Consider the following 26,715-nt stretch of genomic DNA (forward strand, 5'->3'; position numbering starts at 1 on the left):
TTTTCTAGATGAATTATATCATACCAAATATTGTATTTTAAAATATATCCTGTATCTTAGCAGCAATATAGGGTTTAATATCATATTTAAGAAAAAACCTCATTTATCCGAATACCAAGAAAGAACTTGTATTGACTTTCTGCAGAATCAACATTACCGTGTGCTAATTATGTTACCTAGGCTAATGACCTTATATCCTATTCCTATAGGACATACCTTACATATTAAAAACAGTACCTATCTTATAGGAATATACTGCTTTTGTTCCATAAAAACCTCATTTAGATTCACCGTAGGAATCTAAATGAGGTTTTGTTATTTCAGATTTTTTTATTTCCCTTTCCCCCCTCTTGGATATGGATTGACATATGTTCCATTTTTCTTAAAATATCCACTAACATCATGTTCTCTCGGCGATGCTCTTTTCAATGAATCACTTTTTAAAGGTTCTGATTGTGCTAATTTGCTATTTGTATTTACTCTCGGAGTTTCAGTTAAATCTTTGGACTCTATTTGAACATTATTTGATTGGTTATGTTTATAATTAAATAATCTTTCAGTCCCTTTATTTATAGCTGTTTCCACAACTAAATGTACAACACCCTCTATAATTTCACTCTTATTTTCACTAATATGTCTTATTGCATTATTAGATTTTTTCGTAAGCCAATTTTTAGACTTTACAAACCAAGATTTTTTTGAACCATGACCCTTACCTTCTATTACATTATCATTGCATTGTTTATCTTTCACTTCGGACTCAACTTTAAACTTTTCAATTGCTCCTTGATTAAAATCCATCCAGCTTCTTTCGTTCCGCTTATAATCTTGTAAATTCTGTTTAGCACTATTTATCCGTTCAATTAGATTACCAGTTTCATTTTTTGCAACATAAGAAAGATAGTCATGGCTGAATTTAATTTGTTCTTCTCTTGCATAACTAGATGTTATGATCCTTTTCTTAGGATATTTTCCTTCTAACTTAACTAGTCTTTCTCTTTGTTTTTGAGTTAGCCTTTCCTTATTTTTTAATATATTATGGTAGTCGAAAAATGGAATGCTTCCTTCATGTTTCCAAACTTTTTCTAATTGATCAAGAACATAGTTTGGGCTCCCCGTTTTAATATCTGCTCCAGCCACACACTTAAAACCTTTGCCGACTTTTATAATATGCAAGAGGTCTGCTTTTGAAGTAGTATCAGGGTTTACAAAGGTAAAGACTACGCTATCATTATTTCTCCCTGAATTATATTCAAAACATGTAATCCATTCCGCTAAATGTCCATTCCACTGGTTAAAATTCCCTTTACTATTTGTTGTAAGATAACAAAATGTATCTAAAGGGGAGTAAGATTTATTTACAAGTTCAGTTAATTTTCCTTCGCTTTTTTTATTAGGTTGAGAATATTGATTAATTGCCTTTTTTACAATTTCCTTAAATTCCTCAGGTATAGTATAGGAAGATGTGAAAAGGTCTTTAATTTCATTAAAATTTAAAGAGGATATTAAAGTGGCTTCCATATTGTCACCTCTATTAATGTCTATATTATCCAACTATATATCTGATAATCACTTTAATAAAGAGAAAGTAGGGAATCTCTTATCTGTTTTGTAAATCTTAATTTAACATCAAAGCAAACTAAAAAAGGAGAGAAAACCATTATCGGACGATTTCCCTTCTCCTAGTTGTTAAGTCTCAACAATATGGTAATTCGAATGAATTTTAGTTATTTCAATGTTCCTTCTTAAAGTTCCTTATAATTTTTATAGATTAGTTCAACTTATTCTCTTAAATTAAACCTTTTCTCTTTAACTCTTCAATCATCTTTGATTCTTCAGCGGTTGGAATTGGAGATTGTTCTTCTTGAACTGGAAAGTTCGTTTGATTTAACCCCCAATCATTTAGTAGGATTAACAACTCGTCAGAAATACGAATATCTCTTTCACGAATTTCATTTAGCCCCCAATTATTATGCTGGTTAGAAAGGTCAAGTAATAACTGCACTTTTGATTTCTCATAACTATCTTGTTTCTTTTTAAAGTATCCATTACTTGCAATAATGTTCAGTTTTTTCTCAAAAGGAACCTTATTACCTATATGTTCCACTAACTCTTTTACTTCTGCATCAGAATTGTTTGGAAAATAACTTGATTGCCATTTTTGAGGAAGTATATGCTCTATTTCCCATTTTTCAGGAAGCAGTTCATCTTGGCTTTGATAAGCAAGAATCTTCAATATCATACGAACAGTATTACGGTGAGCCGTCTTAACCTTCCCTTTTAATTCCTGTTCATCTACTGTAGCAAAATCAAATACTGGCATAGACGATTTAATAATTTCAGAGTTTAATTTCAAGATTCCGCGCTTTACAGCATTAATAGTTGGCGTAACTATATACCGTGCTGCCAAAACTGCTAGTAGTTTCTTGAGAAATTTCAAGAATAGTTCTTCAAAATCCTGTGAACCATGATATTTTAGATAGTAAATGACTACTGGATATTTCCAAAATTCATTTGGATACGATGATAACCCATCAAGTACTTTTTTAACTTCAATATTTTTCGACCAGTCTTCATCTTCGATTTCTACACGATTATTAACTACAAGCCATAAGTTAAGCACCGTATTTAGATTATTCATTACGTCGCTCTTATATAATTGCTCAAAATTATTCCTTGAATAGTATTTTCTTATCCCTGGTGTCGTTGTATTTCTATCGTTTTCTAACGCTCTCAAATAAAACATATAATAATAAAACAATTTTTGAATACTTTCATTCGCATTTGTAGCATCATCATCAAGTTGTTGCCACTGTTCGATAAAAACTACTTTCCCTTCAGCATCCAAGTGATTATAGATCTTTGCTTTAAAAATATCTGCATCGGATAAAGCTAGTCCTCTATCGTTCAGAGTTGAGAATATTGTTAACGCAGTATCTTGTGAATCTGCGGTAATTGGTAACAAAATCGCTTTATTTAAAACATTTCGGATGAACCAGAAAAACAACTCTGGCTCATTCGTAGCATATTTCTCTATTAGTGCTGTAAATAATTTGTAGTTTAACGAATAGTTATCTTTCGCACCTTCTTCAATAGTGCCACTGATTAGAATTTGGGCAAAAATTTCGTTTCCTTCATCCCTCATCACCCTAGATTCTATAAGCGTTTTTTCATAATCAACCTCAGCAGTTAATTCATCCTGTTCCCACAATGCTGATTCAATTTGTCCTTTAAAATTTTTCACTTCTTTTGTTTCTGTCATCGAATTAAGTTTTGAGTAAAGTGCACGTAGCAATAAAAACAAAGAAGTGATGCGCTGTTGACCATCTATAATTTCCTGTTCATCGTTCTCATTTTCATAAGATACAATCGTCCCCAGAAAGTAGGTGCTTTCATTATTGTTTTCGGTATATTCTACTAAATCATCAAAGAGCGTTTGAATTTGTTCATCAGACCACGCATATGGCCGTTGGTACTCAGGGATGATGAATCTATTAACTTTGCCTGTTTCTAATAATTGTTTGACACTCTGTTTATTCACTTCAATTGTTGTAGCCATTGTCTATTCTCCGTTCTGTATCTTTTAGATATTCTTTGAATAGTTTATTCTTTTCTCTCCTGTTTAAAAGAAAAATCATTATATATGTATAATCTTATTCCTAATTTTATTAAGTAATTCTAAGTTCCTTTGTTTCCAATTAGCATATAATTTTTAAGTTCAAACTCAATTACATCAATAACACTTATATCTTTAGGTTTATTTCTTGTATTGTACTTTTATCCTTCATCATTACAATATCTACATAATTCTTGTAGATATGACTACATTACTGACGTCAAACACTTAGCTAAAAATGATTTTGAGGGAACACTTTTTCAAACGAAGGGGTAGCAACTTTAGCATTTCTATCTTATTTATATAAAAAGTTTCACGTGAAACCAAAATTAAAATTCAAAAAAGGGATTGAAGGTAATTTATTATATCTTCTGTAAGAATATAAGGATTTCTCTAAACAAAACTCCTAGAAACATTTTTGACATTTTTCCATCTTTTCAAATTTATCAATGGCTAACATTGGTTCCTCAGTATAATAATATGAGCCATTTTTTCTATTACTAGTGATAACCTTCTGATTAAAATACCTTTCTTTTACTTCATAACAGGAAGTATGATGAATACAGTTTTTAGGTAGATTTTTATCTGTAATCGCAATATAACCATGCCCTTTGCTTTTTACTTCTCTAAAATGTTCTAAACTCAATAATTCCTGCAAAATACCCCTTCCCCCTTAAAAGTAATTATTTATATTCAAATTTTTATTTAAATTTAGTTTATAACACCTTTAATTTACCTTTTTATGACCACAAGTGACTTTTTATTCTTCAAAAAAGTCCAAATCTAGTTTTTTCGTAATATATACTTCTTCATTTGATACTCCTATGTTGTATTTGAACATAAGATCCGTCAACTCTTGTCCATCAATTAATATTACTCGTTTTTCTATAGAGTCAACATAATTTCTTGCTTCCTTAGAAAATTTAGTTGTTGTAATAAAAATCCCCTTAGAGGCCTTTTTACCTACTAAACTTCCTACAAACTTTTGAATCTCTGGGCGAGAGATTGTAGAATCTAATTTCCATCTTTTTGCTTGTAAGTAAATCATATCGAGACCAAGTACATCTTCTTTTATTATCCCGTCAATTCCTTCATCACCTGATTTACCAACTGCTTTACCAGCATCCTTTACAGAACCCCCATATCCCATGGCCACTAGCAATTCAACTATTAGACGTTCAAAAAATGTAGTGGAACATTCCAATATCTTTCCTAGTAGCAGGTCTTGTAGGTCATTTTTTAAAATATTATAATTATGCCCTATAATTTCCAAAGGTGTTTGTTCACCAACAACTAAATCCCTTTTTGGATTATCTTTTTCATCCGGATTTTTGTTTATAAACTCATTAAAGCCTTGATATTTACCTAAAATTTTTTTATCAATCTTAGTGATAGACGGATTGGATAAAATTATCAATCCCTCATCTGTAATCTTAAATACTGCTCTTCTTACAACTTTAATTAATCCTGCCTTTGATAAATAAGTTCTAGCCCATCCGATACGATTATGCAATAGTGTTTGCTTGCCACTTGGCAACAACTCTTCAATATCTTCCTCTGTTAACTTAAAGTGAATAGCTAATAAAGTGTACATATCTTGCAGCCTATACTCATTTCCGTCTTCTAATTGTTTTAGAAATGGATACATAAACTCTTGGTAACCTGGTACAGTCACTTCATCATCTCCTAAATACTTCCTACCACTAATATAACAAAATTTGGATGGAAATAATGAATAATTTGATTTCATTTTATTGTAGATGTCGATAAATATTTAGTTGAACCAAAAAAAAGAATTATACCATCACAGCATTATATGTTGTAAAATTATGGTATGTCAAAGTCTTGAAAGAGAGGTTATATTTAAGTGACTGTAGCTGAACTCGGGAAAAAATTAAAAGAAATGTATAATTCTGCACCTGATAAAGAACAAGTAACATTCATACATCTTTTTGGAATTAAATATGGAGAAGAGATATTACGTAATCATTATAGTATTGCTGAAATTGTTAGTATCTCTGGAATTAAAGACTCATATAAGACAGAAGTGAGAAAAGGTATAAACCTTTCAAAATATGTTAATACCACTATTTAACAAAGCAGGAGCTATCATTTCCTGCTTTGTTATGAAACTTATAAAATCTATCCTTTATTGCTATTTACTTGTGTGATGCGGAAAAGAAAAATCCAACTTTCTTTACTCTTTTAAAAAGTAATGTAATTGTATATCCTCTAACTGAAAAATCCCTATTCTCAAACAAGTAATAGTCTTTAATTGAACTTCTTCTACATATTCAAGTCCTAATGTATTTTGCAATAGCAAGTCTAATTCTTTAGAGTTTTCAACTATTTTTATTGCTTGATGATTATCAAGTAGAAATTCTTCTAACCTTTCACCATTACTCAGATATTCATAAAGACTATAAAACTCACTATTTAGGTATTCTAAAAATTCACTTGAAATTTCATCTACAAGGTTATTAAAATCTATTAAACACTGTATTTTTTTCATATCAAAAGCTCCTATTTGATCTTTGTGTTAATTCCGTTGCCAAAGAAACTACAATCCCAACGACTGCTCCCAACAAAAAGTATTGCATCTAACACCCTCCTTTATTTCTCTTGATTAGTGTTCTCCTTAATAAATACAAAGATGGATACTCCAAATACCACGCCTGCTTTGAATAGATCAATTGGAGTCATGCACTCACCTCCTTTACCGTAAAATCACACACGAAAATAGAGACGACAACTCTTTTAAAGCTAACCTCTCCTACTTGATGAAATATTCAATTGCGCTATATATACACTTCTTAGTACGTCACACAAAGCTAATGGGCTTAACAAGTTTACCATCTTTCAAAAGCCCAATTCCTATATCCCTTAGCCCTTGTTCATCCTGCAATAAGTAAACAACATTCGATGCACCGCCATCATAGAAGAATACCCAACATATTAGTTCTCCTCTAAATTCATTCGGTACACTAGCCTTAACCTCTTCATTCCTGATATCGTCCACTGATAAGACTCTAGCCTCAGCTTTCCAATCCTTCCACGCCAAGTGTGGATGATTTTCCTCTAAGTAGTTCCTAAATACCTTAATAACACTCATAAGTTTTTACTCCTTTTTATAGGTCGATTAAAATAGAAAAAGGAGAAGATAAATCATCTTCAGTAGACGATTTATCTTCTCCTTTTTTTGTGAAGTGTCGAACCACTTCATTATTAAGTTCTATTTGAATAGTATCTATTTGTCGACCCTCACTAATTCTTATTTCTCTAACAAGCAAATGTATTAAACGTTTCTTTTGCTCGGTTGTTATTGTTTTCTTATAATTGAATACAAAATTAGACATCACCTCCTTGACCAACTCATAGTTAACATTAATATGATTCTGTCCTGAAAGTTGAAGTTCTAAAGGAGACAATCGCTCTTCCGTTAGCTTTTTCTCTTCATTTAGTTTCTCAATCCTTTCGACTAAATCAGCCTTTTCTATAACACCATCTTCATATAGTCCAAGAACTTTATCTTTTTTAGATTGTATTTCACTTAACGATTTTTTTAATACTTTATATTCTTTTTGCAAGGGAGAAGTTTTTTCGTTTAACCCACCGTTAATTCTAGCAACTACATCTTTAATTAATTTGTCACTGGTTGCTAGTCCACCAATTTTGTTTAATACATAGTCATCAGCATATTCAGTTCTTATTCCATTAGAACGACAAACTGCAGTACCTTTGTTCTTCCATGCACCACAAACATAATACTCTAGAACACGCTTACTACCATCTTTATTATGATTTGTTGTCCTACTCAAGACCATACCTGCTCCACATACTGGACATTTCAACACACCTGTAAGAGGGTAATCTCCGCTGTGAACACGATTAGGTGTTTTACTCCTACTCTTTAATATCGTTTGTGCCTTTTCCCATGTTTCTTCTAATATGATTGGCTCATGCTGTCCTTTTTCAATTACAGGATTGGGATTGATATTGTTTCTTCTTTTTTCACTCCAATCTTGTCTTACGTTATATCTAATGAAACCTACATAAATAGGGTTTGTAAGAATAGTTCTAATGGCATTAATAGAAAATGAGTTTCCCTTTTTACTGCGATGTCCTTCTTTGTTAACCTTATTTGCTATTGCCTTATAGCCATGTCCATCTGTATATAAATCAAATATTCTTTTTACTGTTTGAGCTTCTTTTTCATTTACAACAAGCCTCGATGATTTTCGTTTCTTATTATCACTTGGAACCTCAATAGAGTCGTAACCTAGAACTTGGCCACCATTCCAGGAACCTTCTTTAGCCCGAGCTATCATACCCATTTTAACGTTCTCAGCTATGTTGCCCCGTTCAAACTCTGAAATAGCTGCCATCATATGAAACTGCAATTTTCCTGCTGACGTCTCTGTTTGATAGTTTTCAGAGTAAGACATGAATGAAATATTTTTCTGCTCTAGTAGATTTACAATTCTTAATAAGTCTAATATGTTCCTAGCTAGACGATTCATCTTCCAAACAAGAACTATGTCAAATTCGTTTTGTTTAGCATCATTCAATAATTGTTGAAGTGCTGGTCTTCCCTTAATAGACTTTCCACTAATACCTCTATCTACATATTCCTTATGAGCGATATATCCATGCTTTTCACACCAGATGTTTAATAGTCGTATTTGCTCATCTACACTATATCCATCCTCTGCTTGTTCTGTTGTAGAAACACGAGCATATAATGCTACTTTCTTTAGTCCCTTATGGACCCTATTTGAGATATCACTAGGATAATTGATTTCTAGGGCATTTATTGTCATTATTTCTCTCCCTTTCTTCCTTCTTTTCATTTTTTTCTTTATCTTTAATCATGTATTTCGTCACCATTTCAGCTAATATATCAAGAATAATATTATATTCATATTCATTTGATACAGATTGATTTAACATATCTAAAGACTCCTTTTAAATAAATCATTATAATAATATATTTTTATATTTCTTTTATACTCTCCCTATTCTCCCTTTACTCCCTTTAGTTTTTATAAAAAAATATTTAAATTACATTAGAGAATATAATTATTATTCAGAGTTTTTAGTAGGGTGAGTAGGGAGAGAATCATAAAATTCAAACTATATCTTCAAAGATATTCCCTTCATAGGTAATACAATAAGTATAATCACCTTTCTCAGCATACCCTGCTTGACCTAGTGTTTCCTCACGTTGTTTCATTTCACTTTTAGAGAATACGGATTTTCTCTTCTGATTCTTATTTTTCTCATGTAAAACGACTCCCATTTTTTTCAGCTCATTTATCAAGATTTTGGTGTCAGAATACCCTAGTTCCTTTACAATTTTGTCAAACATGACTGTTAGTATAAAACAACGGGTTTCATTTGAACTTGTTTCAATTTTTCCCCATATTTCCTGGTGACCAATCACTTCTTGAGTACCATGTTTAAAGTGTCTTTTATATCGGATAAGATATTGCTTTAATTGACTATGAAATTTAGGTGCCATTTCTCTTTCAGTCATAGATTTAAGCTCTTGTTCAATCAACATCTCTAGAATTTTCTCTTCAGATAGCTCAATATTAAATGTCATTTTGATAAGTTCAATAGGGGTTATCATTAATGAGAACTTGGTAGCAATACGGTCCCGAAACTTTGAGTTTGGTAACAATTTTTGAATATACTCTTTATTACTTTCTACCATGTTAGCAATTTCCTCTGGACCTAGTTCCAACATTTTTTCAGCTATTTTAGGGGCTACATGACCATAATTTTTATATAATTCGTTCTTAAGAGTATCCGAATGTTCAGCATCTCTTGTCCAATTATCAATTGAAAATTCAAACAGTCTTACACGTAAACCTTCATTATTGTTTGCTTTGCCAAGAATAGAGCTTTCACCAGTTGATACTATAGTTGTGCTCCAAGTTTGAGTCTCTTTCAATTCAGAATCTTTATCCAGCCTGGATTTGTCACTGTTATGGGACATTTCATATATAAACGCACTTTGATTTTGTGAATCCATAAGGTTCATTGTTGATTCATCAAAAACAATCAGAGCACCATAGTTATTCACTATAGTTTTAGCCATAGCATTTTTAGTCCCATGATACGATTGTAATAAGCCTTCTTTTGGAATTGGACTTCCCACTAGGGACACACCCATCATTGCTGCTGTAGTTTTCCCTATAGTCGATGTGCCGACTATGTGAACTAGTAAACTATCAAAGTTTCCTTTTCTTGTACGATTTAACATACCAATAATTAGTGCAGATATTGAGATACATAGCATTAATTCAAGAGGAGTATGGCCTCTTACCTCTTTTAATATTAATCCAAGGAAATCGTAACTATCTCCGTTTGGCTTAAGATTAAAATCTCCCGAATATGTTGAATCAATAGATGGAGTAGAAGGGCTAGTAATTATTTTGTAGTGTTTATATACAAGTTGACCATTTACTATGTCCCAACCTATTCCACTATGGACATTAGTTGGCTTTAAAGTTTTTTCTTGTTTGCTGAGAAATGAAGAAACTTCTCCAGCCTGAAAATCCTCTAATACATCTAATCCTTTAGATGCTTGTTTTTTTAGCTCTCTTTTAGTCAATTCACCTCTGCTAATGGTTATAGATTCCCATTTGTCATATGCCCAAAATATTAGTTCAATTTGAATTTCCTTAGTTTCAATATTTCTTTTTATCGCTTTTATCTTTACTGCTTTAGAAACATATACATATTTTTCTTTTTTATCGCTCCAAACAGTTAAATCATTGCCCGTTATCTTGTAGGGGTGTACTTCAATATCATGGCTAGATTGTATTTTTACTAACTGTCTCTTTTTTTCAGCATCTAATTTAGACATAGGCTGATTTTCTACTTTTCCTTGATGATTAACCGGTCTCCTTACCTTTTTTAACATTAAAATTCCTCCTAGATTGAATAAAGACTAGGGTGACTAGGTTTGCCTCCTATAGTCTTTATTCTTCTGATCTTTATTGATAAAGCTCACACTTTGCTATATTTGCGTACCCTTTTCCATTAGCTAAATAATTGTGGTAAATGTATGCTTTAATTTTATTTCCCACGAGATGATTAAGATCTAGGTCATCCCATGTCGGGTCGATGAATATATCTTCAATAAACTTTGCAAAGTTAACCATCCCCGTATCTCGATAAAAGATCTTTTTAAGAGGTTTATTTTCTTCATCGATAAAGTCTACCTCAATTCTTTCTCTAACGTTGCTGTTGATTTGATTGTTTGAAATGATTTTGCAATTCGTTATGGTTAACAAAGTTTCTCCCTCCTGTATGTTAGGACATTGAATATCATTTGGAAGGAAATTCTGTAAATTAAATTTTTGCTCAGGTTGGTAGGGACGATGTACTCCTTTAGTAAGAGCCATTATGTTCTCCCCATGGCCGAACTTACACTAGCTTTTTCTGTTCTTCTATTTAGTAAAGTCTTTAAAAATTGTTCCTTCCTATAGTATCCTTCTAAATACAACACTTCTTCTATATCTCTATCTCCTCCAGAGGGGAAGAGCTTCTTTAATTTACAAAGCTTTAGTGTTTCGAGTTGTCTTTCCAGGTTTTTCACTACTAGTTTTTGTTCTTCTATTCCTAGTTCGTTAATAAGGAATTCGTCAGGTATGAACCAAATAGCTGTTACCTCATCTCTATTTGCATAAATATGGCATGGTGGATATTCTAAACAAAGAAAATCACTTGCTATATAATTTTTGAAGGTTGTCCAATCCTCTTCATCCTTAGCTCTTTCACTTAATAGTGGTAGATAAGCGAAGTGTGCAAATATAAATTCGAATTCATGCTCTTTATTAAGTGCTTCATACCTTTCAATAAATTCTAACTCCAACTTCATACTTTTTCTTAAATCCACCATTGTATCAATCCCAATCAAACGTTTACCCATTTTTTACTCCTCCTATTTTTGTTAATGATGTATCTGTAGCTAACTATAAAAGTATTAGCAAAAATAAAATACGGTTGAATCGGGATAAAAAAAATCCGATTCAACCGTTGATTTAGAGTGTATTTTTTTCAATAGTATCCATCTCTACAGAAAATTCCCCTGTAAGCTGCTTTTTTATTTTTAATAAATCAGCTTCATTTTCTTCACTATCCATTACATTTTCCCAATATTTATCAGTATAGTACTTACTAACGTCATAGTTATACTCAATATCCTCTCTCAATTTGCTTATCTTTTTGATTGATTCAATAATCGCTATTTCTTGTGGCATAATGCCTTCAACCTTTTCTAAAGCATATATAACTTTAGCTATTGTATCTATTAGCTTAGTGGCAGAACTTCTTCTGTTTTCCTCCAAAAGCTCTGGATAAGCACATTTAGCTAACACTTGACCGATAACTGAGTCTATTTCCCCTTCTAAAACATCTGACTTTTTTATATTCGACTCAACTTCTTGTATTTGTAATAGCCTTTCTGTAAAGTTAAAGTCACTTCCAAACAAAGTCTTCTGCAAATCTTTATCTATATCTTTACTCCACTTGTAATGTTTTAATACTCCTAAGCATTTGTATGCCTCCAATAGCCATTGCCGATTAGCATTAGTAACTTTATCTGACAGAGGTTTATCTGATCCTATATAAGTCAAAATAGTATTATTCATTGAGCTGTACCTCTTACGGGTTATGGAGCGTAACATTATTGTGAGTAGTGTAAATTCTTCTATACTCCAAACTTCTTCTGAATGTAATGGTAGCTTTTGATCATTAAACCTTTTTATATTTTCAAATCTGTTCATATAGTCCTTTGCTTCAACAGAAAGACCTTCGTTTGATGTAATTATGTTAATTACCGTTGAGAGCAATGTTAAGCATTGATTCAACCTGCTTTCCATTAAATCAATAGCATCACTATTTTCACCGATATCTTTCAAAGTACAACTAAATAGAATATTTGTTGAGTATTTCTTCTCCATTCCCTCATCTCCTTACAAAAAAATAGGTAAGGTGGTTTTCCACCGCACCTATCAACTAATTATATTATAATTGATTTAGCATTCATAAATTAATAATCGCTTGGGAACAGCATGGTTTGGTTATTAGGTTCATCAATAATCCAAATAGTAGCATCCTTAATGTTCAATTTGCCTTTTCCTATTATAAATTCTTCCTTCATTGCTGGCTGCTCTTGAAAATTAATTATTCTTATATTATTACCGTTATTAACAAGTTCAAAAATCTGCAAGTAATCCATTTTATCTTTTCTCTTAACTGCAATTGAGTCCAACAGCTCCCACAGTAGGACTTGTAATTCTATATTTACTTCTTCATTAATCGCTCTTGTTACATAGCGAGGTTTAAGTTGTAAAGTCATTTTCATTTTCCCCTTCAGTTAGTAATTGTTCATACACTCGTTCCCCATCTTTTAAACAAACTAAAAAGAGTGGATTATTGGTCTTTGCTTGTAAGGCAATTCCAATAATCCACTCTGATTCTTCATTGTATATATATGTGTGCAATGAAACTGGATTAGGTAATATTTTCAACATATCCTCTGAAATTAGGTCTTCTTCTAGCTCATCATGATAAAGATGTACTGTTTCTTCTCCTACTGCATTTAATTCAACTGATATTCCGAATTTCTTTTCCATAAAGTCTATTAATTGCTCTATACCAAACATGGCGTGACTCCTTTCAAATAATTACTATTAGTTCACATTATGGCCTTTTCGTAAGGTACTAATTTCCACTGATGCTTTACAGCCGGATACAGAGGGTGAAAACCTTTTCGACCAAAATTCGCTTCTATTTGAAGGATGTTTACCTTTTTGTCTAACAACATTGCTAAAATCATTTTTAAGCGTTCAATAGCCTTCTTGTTTGACTCTACACCTTTTCCGACTGCAATAATAACATCATCTACTCTTGGGATAGCTTCTTGAATACATTTCAAGTTTTCAATAACAGAATTTTTCGTTTCTTCTCCTTCAAGAGATGGAAATAGATTAACGATATCTACAACACCGTATTCCAATTTAGAAAGGTTATTTATGACGTACATTGTTGTTTGGTCTTGCATAATTTCATCTGCCTGACCTGCAACTTTCATAATAACAAGAGCCTTTTTCCGGTTCTTGTCCCACTCTTTCCTTATAAGATACTTGTTTTTCATTTCGTTATCATAAATGACTTCTGTTTTTATCGTGCTTTTTGTAGTTTTCACTTTTTTCTCCTTTCAGATATGTCCCGTTTCTTTAAGAGATACATATTTTTCAGCACAAACAATAAGATGGTCTAATATATCTATCCCAATAATTTTCCCCGCTTCGACCAACCTTTTAGTGACTTCTATATCCTCTCTACTTGGAGTGGGATCATTACTGGGATGATTATGTCCAACAATTATTGAGGCAGCATTACTTAAAATAGCTGACTTCATAACCTCCCTAGGATGAACTATACTTGAATTTAAGCTACCAATATGACAGACATTTATTGAAGTTGGCTGATTTTTTGTATCAAGTGAAACAACAATGAAGTATTCCCGGTCTGCATCGGATAAAAATTGTTTCAATAGTTTGTATCCATCCTCTGGAGATCGTATTGCTCTCTCTTTATATAGCAAACTAGATTCCTTTACAAGTTTAAGACTTACAATGTTAACACGTTTTGCTGGACTTTTTTGATTACAAGTTTTCATAAAGCTCCTCCTAATTATCTTCAATCTCTTTGATTGAATTTATTTTATTAACTACTTATATAATATATATCTAAAATATCGTTTATTTCGCTATGTATAGTAAGGAATTTAATTGAGTGATTCATTAGTAACTTTTCCTATGAACCTCATAAAATCCTCATCATTAAATGCAGCGAAAGTCTTTATGAAATATTCCATTTCAACCATTGCTGAAAATGATTTAACCGTCAGTAATTTTTCTATGTGATAGTTTAAATCATCGTATAATTTAAGTTGATATATTTGAAGATTAAATGAATCAAACTTACTACTTAAAACCAACATTGCTAACTCAGGTTCTAACGGATGTATCAACAATCCTTCGAAATTGAATTGTTCCAGTAATTCATTTGCAATTATTACTCTTATATTTTCGACACTCATTAAATATCCCTCCTATTATCCTAAACATAAACTAACACAAACATGGTAAAAAATTACTATATTTTACGAAAAAATGGTTTATAATTAACAATGTATACAAAAATTTACAAAACTTAGTGATTATAATCTTCTAATACATGTGACCGCTTGAAAGAGATGATACAGTTTTTACTTGATAAAATTGAGACACTTTTTCCAATTTGAAGTTGCATTTTCTACAGTAGTCTCTTGGCTTGCCGTTTCTAGTAATTAGTTAATGTAAGTTTTAGCACTATAATTATGAATTGTTACTCTTAAGTTAATATATATAAGCTAATATTTATGCATATCTGTAAATTTATGCTTGCTGCACTACCGGAGCAGCATTCCTGTAATAAGTGAACCTTGCTTATAGTAGAAAAGGAGCAGGTTAATACAATAAGGCAGGAATTTTAAAGTTATTGCAAAACCATCTCGCTTTTTAGGCACTTCTCTGTAGTAAACAAACACACTTTGCCGCATCACTACGAACAAAATAACTACGGAAATAAAGTTAATCTTGGAATATACTATTATAAGTAGGTCAATAGGTTAACAACGTCAATCTATCTTAAAATTCAGAGATTTTTAGAATGAACAATATGAAACTGTCATAGGAGAATCCTAAAATGAAAACGAAAATGAACTATATAATCTTACTTTTAACGACCATAATCATGGTTGGTTGTACCAACCATGAAGATACAACCACTAAAGATGTAGAAACTATCAATACGGTTGTGGATGAACCAGTATCAGAGAAATCAGAAGCAGGAGAAACATCAACCCAATCAAATGATGAACGGTTCGCAGGATACAAACTCATGGAAGTAGATGGAGGTGATTTGTCTGGAAATCGTGAACCGAACATCGTCGTTGACATTGGTTACGGAGATCGTGAATATTGGGCATTTACTAATGAATACGGACAATTAGTACGTGTCATTGCTGACGAAATCATTCTACAAGATGACAGTAACGAACCTGTATTATCTTCTGGCCGATACTATTCGGATGAGGCAAAGGTTCCTGGCGTTGAAAGGGACGATTTAGATGAAGGACATATCATTGCTGATTCTCTCGGAGGAGTATCGAATGCTTATAATATTACCCCACAAGATAGTACGCTCAACCGACATGGTGACCAAGCCTATTTAGAAGATTCGATCCGCAAGGCAGATGGGACCACTAATTTTGAAGCGATTATCACCTATCCGGATACGGAAACGCAGATTCCTTCCAGTTATCAGTATACCTATACAATAAACGGAAATGTCATTACGGATTCATTTTACAATGTGAACCCGGATGAAGTAAACGAATCACTTGGACTAACCGGAAATAAGGACTCCGAGTCCGAACCAGCAAGTTCTTCCACAAATGAAGGGGATCTTTCTAGTGTTGATACAAACGGTAATGGACAGGTGACAATCGCAGAAGCAAAAGCAGCAGGTTTCAGTATGCCAATAACTAGTGATCATTGGTTGTACAAATATATGAGAGATAATGATAACGACGGTATGGTAGGCGAGTAAGCCACTAGAACCCTTAGGTATTATGATTAAATGTACATAAAGTAACGGATCTAGCTGCCATGGGGCAGCTTCTTCTATTTCATGAAAGTGGCAGGTTTGTTTAATAAGACTTTTTTGAAGGAGTCCATCAAATGGATAAGGAAACCGTATGTTCTTAGATGATATAATTGTATAGTTAATTACTGTCTACAAAATGACAAAAATAAGAAGGGGTGCAGAATGAGTAAGAATCAAGAATACCAAGATAACATAGAGCAAAGATGCTTGGATTTAGTAAAAAACAAAATAAATAAAAAAGATTGTTTTGGTATGTCAAATCAACAGTATATTGAATTACAAAAATGGTTAAAAGATGCTAAGCCTAATCAGAATAGTAATGAATTTCCAGATTTTATATTTGAAGATGGCTTTATAGAACATTTTGCAGTTACTTCATCATCAGAGGGAAGAAAAGGGGCAAAACAGAAGAAAGAATCTTTGTTCTTAAAAAGGAAGAGTGAAACTACTTTTTTAAGTAATCTTGATAGTAGCGGAGTGGATACGCTAGTAAGCAAATCATTTTCTCGCCCATTTGAACAACACACACATCTTAATATTGTAAATTCAATAAAGAAAAATTGGCTAAAACATATAAAAAGTTATGAGAAAAAAATGTCTCCATCTAAACATGGTATTTTTCTACTTGATTATATAGATTTTAATATTCACACTGCAATTAGCAGAGAAAATGAGCCAGCAGAAATTTTTAAGTCATATAGAATAAGTGCAGACAAGAATTTATTAGAGTGGATACATACATTTAAATTAAAAATTGAATATCTAATCTTGAGTAACCCTTTCTCTATTGAAGTAATAAGAATAGACCAAATACTCAATATTATAGAGAGCATTCCCAGAGTTACATATGCACCTATTATAGGAATGGAATCTCATAAATATATAGGCTATAAAAGGAAGAAAAGAGATACTTAGTAATATAAGGCAGTATTTGTGTACTTAAGGCAAGTGGAGAATTCTATTAAGTAAATTCCATTTTGTGGAGTTAAATCAATATAATTTTAGCTTCAGATATGTCGTGCTTTTCTTATATTAATATATCTCATTTAACTTCAAAAATGAGGTTTGTGAAACAATGTACTCAAACTATAAGGGCTTTAGTAAAGCAAAGGAAGAATAAAAAAAGAGCTAAATATGCAAATTTTTATACATTACTAGTATTTTTCAGCTCTTTTTATGATAAAACATACTTCCATAAAATAGCTTTTATTAATCAAAAGAACACATTGTTTTTAATCTAATTTCCAATTAGCTGCGTCAATTAAATGAGCAAAAACTGTTTCATTTTGCATGACGGTCACAACATAGTTGGAACCATTAGAAAAATGAATTTCTGATAGGGAAATTCAAAAATTTTACAACTTAACTCTCAATAGAGGTGATATATTGTGGCAAGTATACAAAAGAGGGGTAAAACATATCAGTACACTGTTAGTTACATGGAAAATGGTAAAGCAAAACAAATTAGAAAAGGTGGATTTCGCACAAAAAAAGAAGCAAAAATAGCCGCTGCTGCTATAGAAGTACATTTAAGTAAAGGGGTGATTCCACATTTAAAACCTGTTCCTTTTGATGAATATTTTGATAAATGGGTAAAACTATATAAATCTCATTTAAGCCAAACAACCCAACAACATTACATGTATACGTCTAAGGCAATTAAGATTCATTTCGGAAGTAAATCATTGCAAGAGATAAAAAGACACGATTATCAATTTTTTTTAAATGAGTACGGTTCTAACAAGGCAAAGGAAACCGTTGAAAAATTAAATGCACATATCCGTGCCTGTGTAAAAGATGCAATTGAAGAACAAATTATACAATATGATTTTACAAGAAAGGCAGTACTGACTTGGAGCACACCTGCTAAAAAATCCACTGATAAATATTTAAATTACAAAGAAAGTGAAATTTTATTAAAAGAAATATGGAAGGAAATTAATAATAGTTTGTGCTATTCCTTGTTACTGTTAGCATTAACATCAGGAATGCGTTTTGCAGAGATAGTAGGGTTAACCAGAAGTGATTTCGACTTTGTAAATCAAACTATTTCAATTAATAAAACCTGGGGATACATGAAGCGAAACCCTGAAGGATTTGGATTAACTAAAAATGAATATTCCAATAGAACGATTAAAATGGACACAAAAACAATGTCTCATTTTGAAAATTTATTTGATTCCACATTACCCAATTTACATCAATTAGTTTTTTATAGTCCTAAATCAAAATACAAGGTAATAAGTAATACTACTGCTAATAAACAATTAAAAAAAACATTAGCACAACTAGGTTTAGAACCAATTACTGTTCATGGATTAAGGCATACCCATGTGAGTACACTACTTTATAAGAAGGTATCCATTTATTATGTGAGTGAACGTTTAGGTCATAGCAATATAGAGACAACATTAAATGAATACTCACATCTCGTTAAGGAATTAAGGGAAGAAGATGAGAAAAAAACTATAGATATATTTAATAATATCTAAAAACTAGGCTTGAAATAGGCATTCTTCTTACTCTCACATTCCTTTGATTTACTCTTTCTCTATTTTTCTAACTTTATTTAGACTTCTCATTCCAGAATCATAAGGTTGACTGTAGTAAATCTCACCACATTTTACACATTGGACATCACAAATGCGATTATATATTAATTGTTGGGGTTTTTCTAAAGATTTGGATGGTTCTTCAATTCTGATTACATCTAGAATTCCTCCGCACTTACAAACCATCTTTCCACTCCGTTCTTTGTTAATCAATTTTGAGCACAAATTTATTTACTTTAGATATTCTTTTATTGATACATTCTCAATTTTGGAAGTTTGGCATAATAAATTCCAATAAAAATCATCAGTGATGTTACTTTTACTGTACAGATATAGTATATCCGCCTTAACTAATTCTTTAGTTATCATAATCATGAGATTATCATAGCTATTGATTTGATCTACAATTAATGCAGCAAGTTCCCAATCTTCCTTCTCAAACTCTTCTTTCATCCTATTCAATACTTCTTTTGTGTTTAAATTTTCCTGTTCTTGATAATAAACTAAGGCTAACTTCAAAACGATCACCAAATTCTAAAATATATTTACTTCAGTTTATGTAGCTTACCAATTGCTATAAAGAAATAAAGAAAAAAGGGCCGTTTCTTTAGCCCTTACCAACCTTCATATTTGATGAAATGATACTTTTAAGTTCTTCTATCAAATAAGGGGGGGTCCTTTTGTGTAGCATTGCATGACAATTAGGGCATACAGGTACCAGATCTTTCTCAAGGTTTATTTTATAATCTGGACTTAATTCCGATACTGGTGTTATATGGTGAACATGAATAAAACCTTTACCTAAAGATCCATACATTTGTATGAAATCAAAATCACATACTTTACAAATACACCCATGGATTTTTATGCAAGCCTGCCTATTAAATTGACTTCTTTCATACCGATTCATTTCTATACGGGTTACTGCACCCTCAGGAAGCCCCACTGTACTTTCATCAATTGACACTTCTTCTAAAGGAAGAAGTGTCAAAACTAGTCCAAGTATCGCATCTGATATATCTAAAATAACATTTTTAAATTCTGTAATATCTAACTCATCAACAATAATTGGTGCTTTAGAAAGTCTTAAATAAAGTTGTGTCCAACTTCCACTCCATTTATTTATATCTACTGGATTAACTTCTTCACCATTTACTTCCATGGATAATTCATGTAAACATCTTTGAGCAAGAAGTTTGAAAATGTTCTTTTTATATGTTTCAGAAGTACCCATTATTTTAAGGAGACCAGCAGAAAAATTATCTGGAATAAATTCCGCTGATAGATTTCTCCATTCTAACGTTACTTTGATTATGAATCCAACTCCATATTCAATATCTGTTGGCCTAAACTCAATTCTGTCAGAAAAAGAAGAACCCTTCAAATTAACTCCATATTTTTCTGCAAGTTCTTCTGTTAATTTATTAACATCAATTTGTTTCATTATCATCTAACTCCGGCTCAGGGAGATCTTCAACAAGTCTTCTTAGTATTCTTGAGACTTCGTACCTAAGCTCTTCTAAATGATATTTCGTATTTTCACTAATTGTACCTAATTCAGCCTCACTTAGAGCCCAGAGCAATGAATCCATTCCTTGAATAGTTACACCCGAGCTTAAATTAGGGATATATACTTTATGATAATATGCATGATTAGTGTTAATTTTAACCGCATGATGAGTACCAATTAAAGCAGGTTTCCACAATAGACCATCTTCAATTGAATCCACAGGCGACACATGTAACTCATTATCTTTAACTGGTTCAAGAATCGGTAACTTAATTCGAACTTTCCCCTTTTTATTCGTTACTTCTACATCATTATTCGCTTTATCCTTAACTTCTAAATCAGATATTTTTAATTCATTCTCACGATTACCAATACCTTTATTAGATGTATCATGGGCTCCCTTTGAAGCTTTCTTCACATTTTTCTTTTGACCTTTACGATATCTTTCATCAGCAGCTCTTCTTGGTGCAGGTAGAAACTGCTCTTTTAACCAGTTATACAATTCGCTATTTAAAGCTATTCTTGACTTTTTTATATCTACATTGAATGCTTCATCTAATAGATACTCAAATGAGAATTCTACCCTTAATAAAGTGCCATGGGGTTCATTTGTATACATTCCCAACCAATTACCGAAATGAATCAAGCGATTCTCCCTATAAACAAAGAATCCCTGAAGGTCATTAGATAGCTTTGCTTTTTTCTTTGCCTCTTCAGTAGAAAATTCCTCTTTCCTCGGTAAAACATAAGCTTTTACACTAAAGGATGTTTTTGTTCCATCCTCAAATTCAACTGGTTGTATCTGTTTAGCGACTAATTCAGTGTTAGGTTCATCAGTGCAAAATGGATCCCATGGTTCAATTAATTGATCGTTGATTTTGATCGTTACATTAGGTGCTTCTTCATAGTTAGAATCTAAAAAACGTTGATAGACCATAGCAACGTGTTCTCTTAAGCTAAAAACTATCTTATCTAAAGCTCTACGTGCATGAGTTCCAGATGGATCTTGATAATCTTTAAGTAATCTATCAACCTTTTCCCAAGTAACAATTGTCCCTGAACCGTTATTAGAAACATTCTCAAGCATTTGTATCTCTTGCTCACTTGGATTAAGAAAAAGTAATTCCCAATCATCTGCGTCAGCTACATGATCTAAGTCCCAACGCGCTTTGAATATCTGTGATTGACCATTATCTCTAGTTGTGACAGATAAAGAACGACAAAAAGCAGTAGAAGCTGTTTTTAAACCCAATCCAAATTTTCCTAAACTTTTCTGATTTTCTCTCTGTGGAGAACCGTATGTCATGGCTGAAACTAATCCCGATTCATTCATGCCAATACCATTGTCAGCTATGAATATTGTAATATCCCCCATAAAATCCATGTCAATAGAGATTTCAACATTTGTAGCATTTGCCGCAATTGAGTTATCTATAATATCTGCCATAGCAGTATTAAACTCATATCCTGTATCTCTAAGACCCTCTATAGTTCTTATTGCATGTGGCGGAACAACTTTCTTGTCTAATACTTTCATATTTTAACCACCTTCCAGGAACTTCCAAGTTTTAGGATATTTACCGATTCTACCTGTTCTGCTCTCTCAAGTTTTATTAATCTACTACCGTCTTCTTCACGTGTTAAAATTATTTTATCTCCTGCTTTAAGATTGTTTTGTCTTATAAAAGCAGTCATACCAGTTAATCTAAACTCATTTCTTGTTCCATTAAAAAATTTATTATTATAATAAATAAACATAAAATCCCATGCTTCATTACTATTATCAAGAAATCTGAGTTTCGCTCTTGGATTTTTTGTCTCATTACCTAGTTGAGGAAAGAAAGAGAGAATATCACCCGTTTTAGGAATAAGCATTCCCGCTTGATGCCCTCCCGTTTCCCCAGTATCATTTGCACTTAGTACTTTACTTATTGACATTGGAATCTCATGCTGCTTATAACTCAACGCTCTTTCCTCCTCAAGTCATAGGTGATTTTAGTAAAGCATCAATAATATCAGTGTTGTCACTTCTTTGACCATCCGTTCCTATTACTGCTGCTTCTGAAATTTCCCTTTTTCTTTCTAGTCTATTATTTATCGCATCTTCTACAGTATCTGCGTAGAATAGTCTATATACAGTTACCGGTCTAGTTTGTCCCCTGCGATGTGCACGTGCTGACGCCTGGTCTTCTATAGCTGGATTCCATTCTAAATTATAATGAATTACATGATTAGCAGCAGTTATGTTTAAACCAGCACCTGCTGCCCTAGGGTTAAGTATAAGAATAGCAGATCCATTTATTCCACTAAACTTATCAATTTTTGGTTGTCTTTCAGATACATCAACTCTGCCATCAATATAATCACAATGGATACCAAATCTATTAGTTAAATCACTTACAAAAATATCTGACATTTCGGTATAAGAGGTGAAAATTATTACTTTTTCTTGGTTCGATATAATCTCCTCCAAGATTTCAACAAGTCTAATATACTTACCAAAAAGAGTTGGCTCTCTTTCCTCTGAGGGAACTTGTAAAAAAGGATGAGTGCAGTACATTCTTAATTTTATTAAGGAAACTAGAGATGCCTGTTTCCCATATTCCTCTATAATTTGCATTCTCAAATTATCATATAAATTTGCCTCTCCTTCAGAGAGTTTAAGAACTTGAGGAATATCAATCCTCTTAGGTAAGTCTCCTGCAACATCCTTAACTCGCCTTCTAAGAAGTATCGGAGAAACTAATGGCTCTAGTTGCTCTGCACTATCTATCTCATCTGGAAACGTTTCTTCAAATTGCTTTAACTCTCCTAAATAACCTGGAAAAACAAAATCTGTAATTGACCATAAATCTGTTAACTTATTTTCTACAGGTGTACCCGTTACAGCAATAGTTGCTTTCCTATCAATTTGCTTTATAGCTATAGCTCTTTTTGCCTTAGGATTTTTGATTGCTTGGGCTTCATCCGCTACTACTATGTTCCAATTCAACATTTGAAACAATGAGAGGTCTCTTAGAACAGTTTCATATGAAGTAACAACGACATCAAACTTAGTAAACTCAGTATAGAAACCTGTACGATGATTCCCCTGATGAACTTTTACTTTAAGACTAGGTGCAAACTTTTGGACTTCTCTTCTCCAGTTTTCTAGAAGGGATACTGGCGCAACCACTAGAGATGGATTAGTTGCATCCTTTGACTCAGATGCTAGCACAGCAATAATTTGGGCTGTTTTACCAAGTCCCATTTCATCAGCAAGAATACATCCTGCATTTTCATTTACTATCATTTTCAACCAACGATATCCTTGATTTTGATATGGGTATAAATTCCCAACAAAAGATGGGATCTCTATATTCATGCTTGAAATAAATTGACTTTTATCAAGAGATACTTCTTGGAGATTATCGATAACAACTGGATTTTCTTGTTTTTTTATAGATAAATATTGTTGTAAGGAAATCCGACCTAAATCTTTCACATCAGACTTTTTTAATACTTCCTTTATTTCATCCATTGTTCCTCTTACAAAAGGATACCAAGTGTTGTTGATGATTATATGGTCTATACCAGAGTCTATTAAACCGACTATTTGTTTGTATTCACCCTTAAAATCAACAACTATATTAGCTGTAATAAATATATTTTCATTATCTGTATAAGGCTTTAATTGTAGTTTTAGTTCTAAGGGGTATTTAGAGAAGCTTAGTGACTCTATGTCAATGGAAGGTTTTAAGACTTGAATATTTCTAATCTGGCTTTTATTTTTAAATTCAGATAGGAATATTTCCTCAGCAGTTGGAATTATAGTATTATTATCACTATCATTTAGCACTAGAGAATCCTTCTGTTCCACTACCCATTTACCTTGCACACCAGCTCACCCCTTTTGGGAATTGACTTCATCATCCATATTTTAGTATATTACATTATTAGACTTTAGTCACCCTTAATAGTTACTTTCTATTATTATAAATGCTAAAATAGTTAATATAAAAGAGATTTTTAACAAGTGGGAGTATTTACAAATAGAGTATTTATGTTATAATAATTTATTTGAGTTAAAAAATATTACTATATTGAATGTACACCTTTCTATAAGGAGGCACATCATGTTTAAATTTATAGATTTATTTGCAGGAATAGGTGGAATTCGTATCGCATTTGAGAAACAAGGGGCTGAATGTGTTTTTTCATCAGAGTGGGATGCAAAGGCACAAGAAACATACTATGCAAATTTTGGTGAACAGCCGCTTGGAGATATAACAAAGGTCCCTTCAGAAGAGATCCCAGACCATGATATTTTATTAGCAGGATTCCCCTGCCAACCCTTTAGTTTAGCTGGTGTCTCTAAAAAGAATGCCCTTGGTAGGCAGCATGGATTTGCTGATGAAGCTCAAGGAACATTATTTTTTGAGATTGCAAGAATAATTAGAGATAAAAAGCCAAAAGCGTTCTTGTTAGAAAATGTGAAGAATTTACGATCTCATGATGAATACAGAACCTTTCGAACAATAATGAGGGTACTGCAAAAAGAGCTAGGCTATAAGGTCTATGATTCAATTATTGATGCAAAACCCGTTGTACCCCAACACCGAGAAAGAATTTATATAGTTGGTTTTAGGGAGCAACTAGATTTTAAATTTCCTAAATTCCCTTCTAAAGGGCCAGCAATTTCGTCTATACTTGAAAATAATGTGGATGATAAATATACACTAACTGATAATTTATGGAAATACTTACAGGACTATGCAGCTAAACATAAGAAAGCTGGTAATGGCTTTGGATATGGATTAGTTGATTTAAATGGTTCTGCGAGAACACTTTCAGCTAGATATTATAAAGATGGAGCAGAAATCCTAATCCCTCAACCTGGTAAAAATCCGAGACGATTGACTCCAAAGGAATGTTCGAGGCTACAAGGGTTTCCTGAAGATTTTAAAATAGTTGTATCTGATACTGCTGCCTATAAGCAATTTGGGAATACTGTCGCTGTACCTGTGGTTGAAAAAATAGCTGAACAAATGGTTAAATCGTTGAATGAAAATAAAATTGTCGAAGGGTATGATCGAAGTAAATATCATTACAGAGACCTTAGAGATGAAGTAATAGCAAGAGCTTCTAAATATGGTGAATTCTTTTGTAAGTATATTTCTGCCAATGATACGGGTAAAACAGGTGGTCATCAAAGTGGTTTCTATGTGCCTAAACATGCACATCAAATTCTCTTTGATTCTCCTGGAATTAAAGGCGAGAATAAAGAACGAGAGGTTAGGCTTTACTGGGAACAACTTGATTATCATACAGATACCATGTTTAAGTGGTACGGAAAAGGATCTAGAAGTGAATACCGTATGACTAGATTTGGTAAGAAATTCCCATTCTTTAAGGATGAGCATATCGGTGATTTATTAATCATAATCAAAGTAACAAAAGATGAGTACTTGGGATATGTATTATCTGGCAATGATGCTGAAGCATTCCTTGGGACATTCTCAATATCACCAGTTGAAAATGCATCAACTCATGTTCAAATGTTAACTGAAAAAAGTATTGATGAGCATACAATGGAATTAGTTAATAAATACACAATGAAATATACAAAGTTCCCTAGACCTAGAAATATTGCTGCTATATCTCGAGAAATATACTATAAGGCCCATAAAGATAAGAAACCTGTTTTAGAAAATTTCGATGCTGCAATTTTAGAGTGGATTAATATTGAATATCAATTCTTCGAATCTTTAGAAAACTATTTATATAAGGAAGAAGTAAATAAATCTTTTAATGACCTTAATGAACTTCTAAGGTTTGCAAACACGGTTACGGAAAGTAGAAGAAGAAGAATTATTAATTCTTTTGAGTTCCATCTAGAATTTATATTCGAGATTCTTGAACTCTCATATAAGTCTTCAAGAAAAAATAATTATGAAAGAGATATTGAATTTTCATTTTCTGATTCAGAGGGACAACCATTAATTTTCCTAAATGCTCAAACAACGTGTAAAGAAAATTGGAAGAGTGCTATAAACCTTGTTTCTAATTTGGAAGATAACAACTATATAATTACATTAGAAAAAGGGTTAAGTGAACATACCCTTGAGCAAATTTACAGTAATAAGCTAAAACTTGTTGTCCCTGAAAAATATCGTGTATTTTATCCTAAACAATATAGAGAGAAAATCTTAAACATTTCAAGTTTTTGCTCATATGTAATGGATATAAGAAGTAAAATGGAACAAACAAATTAAAAATTAGATTTATATTATTACCTTGATAAAGCCTTCCCTAAAGATTTAGGG

27 protein-coding genes are annotated in these 26,715 nt (G+C 32.3%); 5 read left to right on the forward strand and 22 right to left on the reverse strand.

The window, feature by feature from the left end:
- Positions 1-330: 330 nt before the first annotated feature.
- From LC095_RS10530 to LC095_RS10545, 4 genes are all read right to left on the reverse strand, one after another.
- The gene (locus LC095_RS10530; RefSeq protein WP_226528158.1) at positions 331-1,521 is read right to left on the reverse strand and encodes a hypothetical protein; all 1,191 of its coding nucleotides are present in this window, start codon (positions 1,519-1,521) and stop codon (positions 331-333) included.
- Between the two features lie 268 nt (positions 1,522-1,789).
- Positions 1,790-3,559 carry a DUF262 domain-containing protein gene (locus LC095_RS10535; RefSeq protein ID WP_226528159.1) on the reverse strand — a complete coding sequence of 590 codons (1,770 nt, stop codon included), beginning with the start codon at positions 3,557-3,559 and terminating at the stop codon, positions 1,790-1,792.
- A 463-nt stretch (positions 3,560-4,022) separates the two neighbouring features.
- Positions 4,023-4,274: a hypothetical protein gene (locus tag LC095_RS10540; RefSeq protein ID WP_226528160.1), complete on the reverse strand. Its 252-nt coding sequence runs from the start codon at positions 4,272-4,274 to the stop codon at positions 4,023-4,025.
- A gap of 102 nt (positions 4,275-4,376) precedes the next feature.
- Positions 4,377-5,291, reverse strand: coding sequence for a restriction endonuclease (locus LC095_RS10545; protein WP_226528161.1), 915 nt, complete (start codon positions 5,289-5,291; stop codon positions 4,377-4,379).
- 192 nt (positions 5,292-5,483) lie between these two features.
- Here LC095_RS10545 and LC095_RS10550 point away from each other — a divergent pair, with 192 nt between their 5' ends.
- A complete protein-coding gene (locus LC095_RS10550) occupies positions 5,484-5,711 on the forward strand; it encodes a hypothetical protein (RefSeq protein ID WP_226528162.1) in 228 nt (75 codons plus the stop codon).
- Between the two features lie 102 nt (positions 5,712-5,813).
- Here LC095_RS10550 and LC095_RS10555 read toward each other — a convergent pair whose 3' ends face one another.
- From LC095_RS10555 to LC095_RS10615, 13 genes are all read right to left on the reverse strand, one after another.
- Entirely contained in the window at positions 5,814-6,128 is a 315-nt protein-coding gene (locus tag LC095_RS10555; RefSeq protein ID WP_226528163.1) for a hypothetical protein, read from the reverse strand.
- Positions 6,129-6,437: 309 nt separating this feature from the next.
- Positions 6,438-6,728 (reverse strand): hypothetical protein, encoded by a 291-nt coding sequence (locus LC095_RS10560; protein WP_226528164.1) that lies wholly within the window; start codon positions 6,726-6,728, stop codon positions 6,438-6,440.
- 16 nt (positions 6,729-6,744) lie between these two features.
- Positions 6,745-8,436, reverse strand: a complete 1,692-nt coding sequence (locus LC095_RS10565; protein ID WP_226528165.1) for a recombinase family protein — start codon at positions 8,434-8,436, stop codon at positions 6,745-6,747.
- Positions 8,402-8,566 carry a hypothetical protein gene (locus LC095_RS10570; RefSeq protein WP_226528166.1) on the reverse strand — a complete coding sequence of 55 codons (165 nt, stop codon included), beginning with the start codon at positions 8,564-8,566 and terminating at the stop codon, positions 8,402-8,404. The genes LC095_RS10565 and LC095_RS10570 overlap by 35 nt, the downstream gene beginning before the upstream one ends.
- A 178-nt stretch (positions 8,567-8,744) precedes the next feature.
- Positions 8,745-10,547, reverse strand: coding sequence for a DUF927 domain-containing protein (locus LC095_RS10575; RefSeq protein ID WP_226528167.1), 1,803 nt, complete (start codon positions 10,545-10,547; stop codon positions 8,745-8,747).
- A 73-nt stretch (positions 10,548-10,620) separates the two neighbouring features.
- A complete protein-coding gene (locus LC095_RS10580; RefSeq protein ID WP_226528168.1) occupies positions 10,621-10,920 on the reverse strand; it encodes a hypothetical protein in 300 nt (99 codons plus the stop codon).
- A 110-nt stretch (positions 10,921-11,030) separates the two neighbouring features.
- Positions 11,031-11,558, reverse strand: coding sequence for a hypothetical protein (locus LC095_RS10585; protein ID WP_226528169.1), 528 nt, complete (start codon positions 11,556-11,558; stop codon positions 11,031-11,033).
- 112 nt (positions 11,559-11,670) lie between these two features.
- Positions 11,671-12,591, reverse strand: coding sequence for a hypothetical protein (locus LC095_RS10590; protein WP_226528170.1), 921 nt, complete (start codon positions 12,589-12,591; stop codon positions 11,671-11,673).
- Between the two features lie 89 nt (positions 12,592-12,680).
- Complete coding sequence (locus LC095_RS10595) at positions 12,681-12,989, reverse strand: DUF960 family protein (protein ID WP_226528171.1); 309 nt, start codon at positions 12,987-12,989, stop codon at positions 12,681-12,683.
- A complete protein-coding gene (locus LC095_RS10600; protein ID WP_226528172.1) occupies positions 12,973-13,296 on the reverse strand; it encodes a hypothetical protein in 324 nt (107 codons plus the stop codon). The genes LC095_RS10595 and LC095_RS10600 overlap by 17 nt, the downstream gene beginning before the upstream one ends.
- Before the next feature lie 32 nt (positions 13,297-13,328).
- Positions 13,329-13,838, reverse strand: coding sequence for a DUF1643 domain-containing protein (locus LC095_RS10605; RefSeq protein WP_226528173.1), 510 nt, complete (start codon positions 13,836-13,838; stop codon positions 13,329-13,331).
- A 12-nt stretch (positions 13,839-13,850) separates the two neighbouring features.
- Complete coding sequence (radC, locus tag LC095_RS10610; RefSeq protein WP_226528174.1) at positions 13,851-14,315, reverse strand: RadC family protein; 465 nt, start codon at positions 14,313-14,315, stop codon at positions 13,851-13,853.
- Positions 14,316-14,423: 108 nt separating this feature from the next.
- A complete protein-coding gene (locus LC095_RS10615) occupies positions 14,424-14,738 on the reverse strand; it encodes a hypothetical protein (RefSeq protein ID WP_226528175.1) in 315 nt (104 codons plus the stop codon).
- A gap of 647 nt (positions 14,739-15,385) precedes the next feature.
- On the opposite strand from LC095_RS10615, the gene LC095_RS10620 reads away from it, so the two are divergent.
- The 3 genes from LC095_RS10620 (at position 15,386) to LC095_RS10630 (ending at position 18,840) form a co-directional block, all read left to right on the forward strand.
- Complete coding sequence (locus LC095_RS10620) at positions 15,386-16,291, forward strand: DNA/RNA non-specific endonuclease (RefSeq protein WP_226528176.1); 906 nt, start codon at positions 15,386-15,388, stop codon at positions 16,289-16,291.
- A 219-nt stretch (positions 16,292-16,510) separates the two neighbouring features.
- The gene (locus tag LC095_RS10625) at positions 16,511-17,263 is read left to right on the forward strand and encodes a hypothetical protein (protein WP_226528177.1); all 753 of its coding nucleotides are present in this window, start codon (positions 16,511-16,513) and stop codon (positions 17,261-17,263) included.
- 473 nt (positions 17,264-17,736) lie between these two features.
- Positions 17,737-18,840: a tyrosine-type recombinase/integrase gene (locus tag LC095_RS10630; protein WP_226528178.1), complete on the forward strand. Its 1,104-nt coding sequence runs from the start codon at positions 17,737-17,739 to the stop codon at positions 18,838-18,840.
- A 291-nt stretch (positions 18,841-19,131) separates the two neighbouring features.
- Here the strand turns inward: LC095_RS10630 and LC095_RS10635 are convergent, their stop codons facing one another.
- The 5 genes from LC095_RS10635 to LC095_RS10655 form a co-directional block, all read right to left on the reverse strand.
- On the reverse strand, positions 19,132-19,419 hold the full coding sequence (locus LC095_RS10635) for a hypothetical protein (RefSeq protein ID WP_226528179.1): 288 nt from the start codon (positions 19,417-19,419) through the stop codon (positions 19,132-19,134).
- An 88-nt stretch (positions 19,420-19,507) separates the two neighbouring features.
- Complete coding sequence (locus tag LC095_RS10640; RefSeq protein WP_226528180.1) at positions 19,508-20,344, reverse strand: HNH endonuclease; 837 nt, start codon at positions 20,342-20,344, stop codon at positions 19,508-19,510.
- Positions 20,331-21,947 carry an ATP-binding protein gene (locus LC095_RS10645; RefSeq protein WP_226528181.1) on the reverse strand — a complete coding sequence of 539 codons (1,617 nt, stop codon included), beginning with the start codon at positions 21,945-21,947 and terminating at the stop codon, positions 20,331-20,333. The genes LC095_RS10640 and LC095_RS10645 overlap by 14 nt, the downstream gene beginning before the upstream one ends.
- A complete protein-coding gene (locus tag LC095_RS10650; protein WP_226528182.1) occupies positions 21,944-22,375 on the reverse strand; it encodes an EcoRII N-terminal effector-binding domain-containing protein in 432 nt (143 codons plus the stop codon). The genes LC095_RS10645 and LC095_RS10650 overlap by 4 nt, the downstream gene beginning before the upstream one ends.
- 13 nt (positions 22,376-22,388) lie before the next feature.
- A complete protein-coding gene (locus LC095_RS10655) occupies positions 22,389-24,287 on the reverse strand; it encodes a DEAD/DEAH box helicase (RefSeq protein WP_226528183.1) in 1,899 nt (632 codons plus the stop codon).
- Between the two features lie 238 nt (positions 24,288-24,525).
- Between LC095_RS10655 and LC095_RS27060 the strand changes: the two genes are divergently transcribed.
- The gene (locus tag LC095_RS27060) at positions 24,526-26,664 is read left to right on the forward strand and encodes a type II restriction endonuclease (protein ID WP_319005791.1); all 2,139 of its coding nucleotides are present in this window, start codon (positions 24,526-24,528) and stop codon (positions 26,662-26,664) included.
- Positions 26,665-26,715 lie beyond the last annotated feature (51 nt).

It is taken from the genome of Metabacillus niabensis (genome assembly GCF_020524345.1).
GTDB classification, from domain to species: domain Bacteria; phylum Bacillota; class Bacilli; order Bacillales; family Bacillaceae; genus Metabacillus; species Metabacillus niabensis_B.

Excerpts from the sequence above, each read along its gene's own strand:
- LC095_RS10575 (WP_226528167.1), bottom strand. The coding sequence starts at position 10,547 with ATGTTAAAAAAGGTAAGGAGACCGGTTAATCATCAAGGAAAAGTAGAA.
- LC095_RS27060 (WP_319005791.1), top strand. The coding sequence starts at position 24,526 with ATGTTTAAATTTATAGATTTATTTGCAGGAATAGGTGGAATTCGTATC.
- LC095_RS10595 (WP_226528171.1), bottom strand. The coding sequence starts at position 12,989 with ATGACTTTACAACTTAAACCTCGCTATGTAACAAGAGCGATTAATGAA.
- LC095_RS10570 (WP_226528166.1), bottom strand. The coding sequence starts at position 8,566 with ATGTTAAATCAATCTGTATCAAATGAATATGAATATAATATTATTCTT.
- LC095_RS10640 (WP_226528180.1), bottom strand. The coding sequence starts at position 20,344 with ATGAAACAAATTGATGTTAATAAATTAACAGAAGAACTTGCAGAAAAA.
- radC (WP_226528174.1), bottom strand. The coding sequence starts at position 14,315 with ATGAAAACTTGTAATCAAAAAAGTCCAGCAAAACGTGTTAACATTGTA.
- LC095_RS10585 (WP_226528169.1), bottom strand. The coding sequence starts at position 11,558 with ATGGGTAAACGTTTGATTGGGATTGATACAATGGTGGATTTAAGAAAA.
- LC095_RS10615 (WP_226528175.1), bottom strand. The coding sequence starts at position 14,738 with ATGAGTGTCGAAAATATAAGAGTAATAATTGCAAATGAATTACTGGAA.
- LC095_RS10590 (WP_226528170.1), bottom strand. The coding sequence starts at position 12,591 with ATGGAGAAGAAATACTCAACAAATATTCTATTTAGTTGTACTTTGAAA.
- LC095_RS10645 (WP_226528181.1), bottom strand. The coding sequence starts at position 21,947 with ATGAAAGTATTAGACAAGAAAGTTGTTCCGCCACATGCAATAAGAACT.
- LC095_RS10600 (WP_226528172.1), bottom strand. The coding sequence starts at position 13,296 with ATGTTTGGTATAGAGCAATTAATAGACTTTATGGAAAAGAAATTCGGA.
- LC095_RS10625 (WP_226528177.1), top strand. The coding sequence starts at position 16,511 with ATGAGTAAGAATCAAGAATACCAAGATAACATAGAGCAAAGATGCTTG.
- LC095_RS10530 (WP_226528158.1), bottom strand. The coding sequence starts at position 1,521 with ATGGAAGCCACTTTAATATCCTCTTTAAATTTTAATGAAATTAAAGAC.
- LC095_RS10560 (WP_226528164.1), bottom strand. The coding sequence starts at position 6,728 with ATGAGTGTTATTAAGGTATTTAGGAACTACTTAGAGGAAAATCATCCA.
- LC095_RS10535 (WP_226528159.1), bottom strand. The coding sequence starts at position 3,559 with ATGGCTACAACAATTGAAGTGAATAAACAGAGTGTCAAACAATTATTA.
- LC095_RS10555 (WP_226528163.1), bottom strand. The coding sequence starts at position 6,128 with ATGAAAAAAATACAGTGTTTAATAGATTTTAATAACCTTGTAGATGAA.
- LC095_RS10620 (WP_226528176.1), top strand. The coding sequence starts at position 15,386 with ATGAAAACGAAAATGAACTATATAATCTTACTTTTAACGACCATAATC.
- LC095_RS10565 (WP_226528165.1), bottom strand. The coding sequence starts at position 8,436 with ATGACAATAAATGCCCTAGAAATCAATTATCCTAGTGATATCTCAAAT.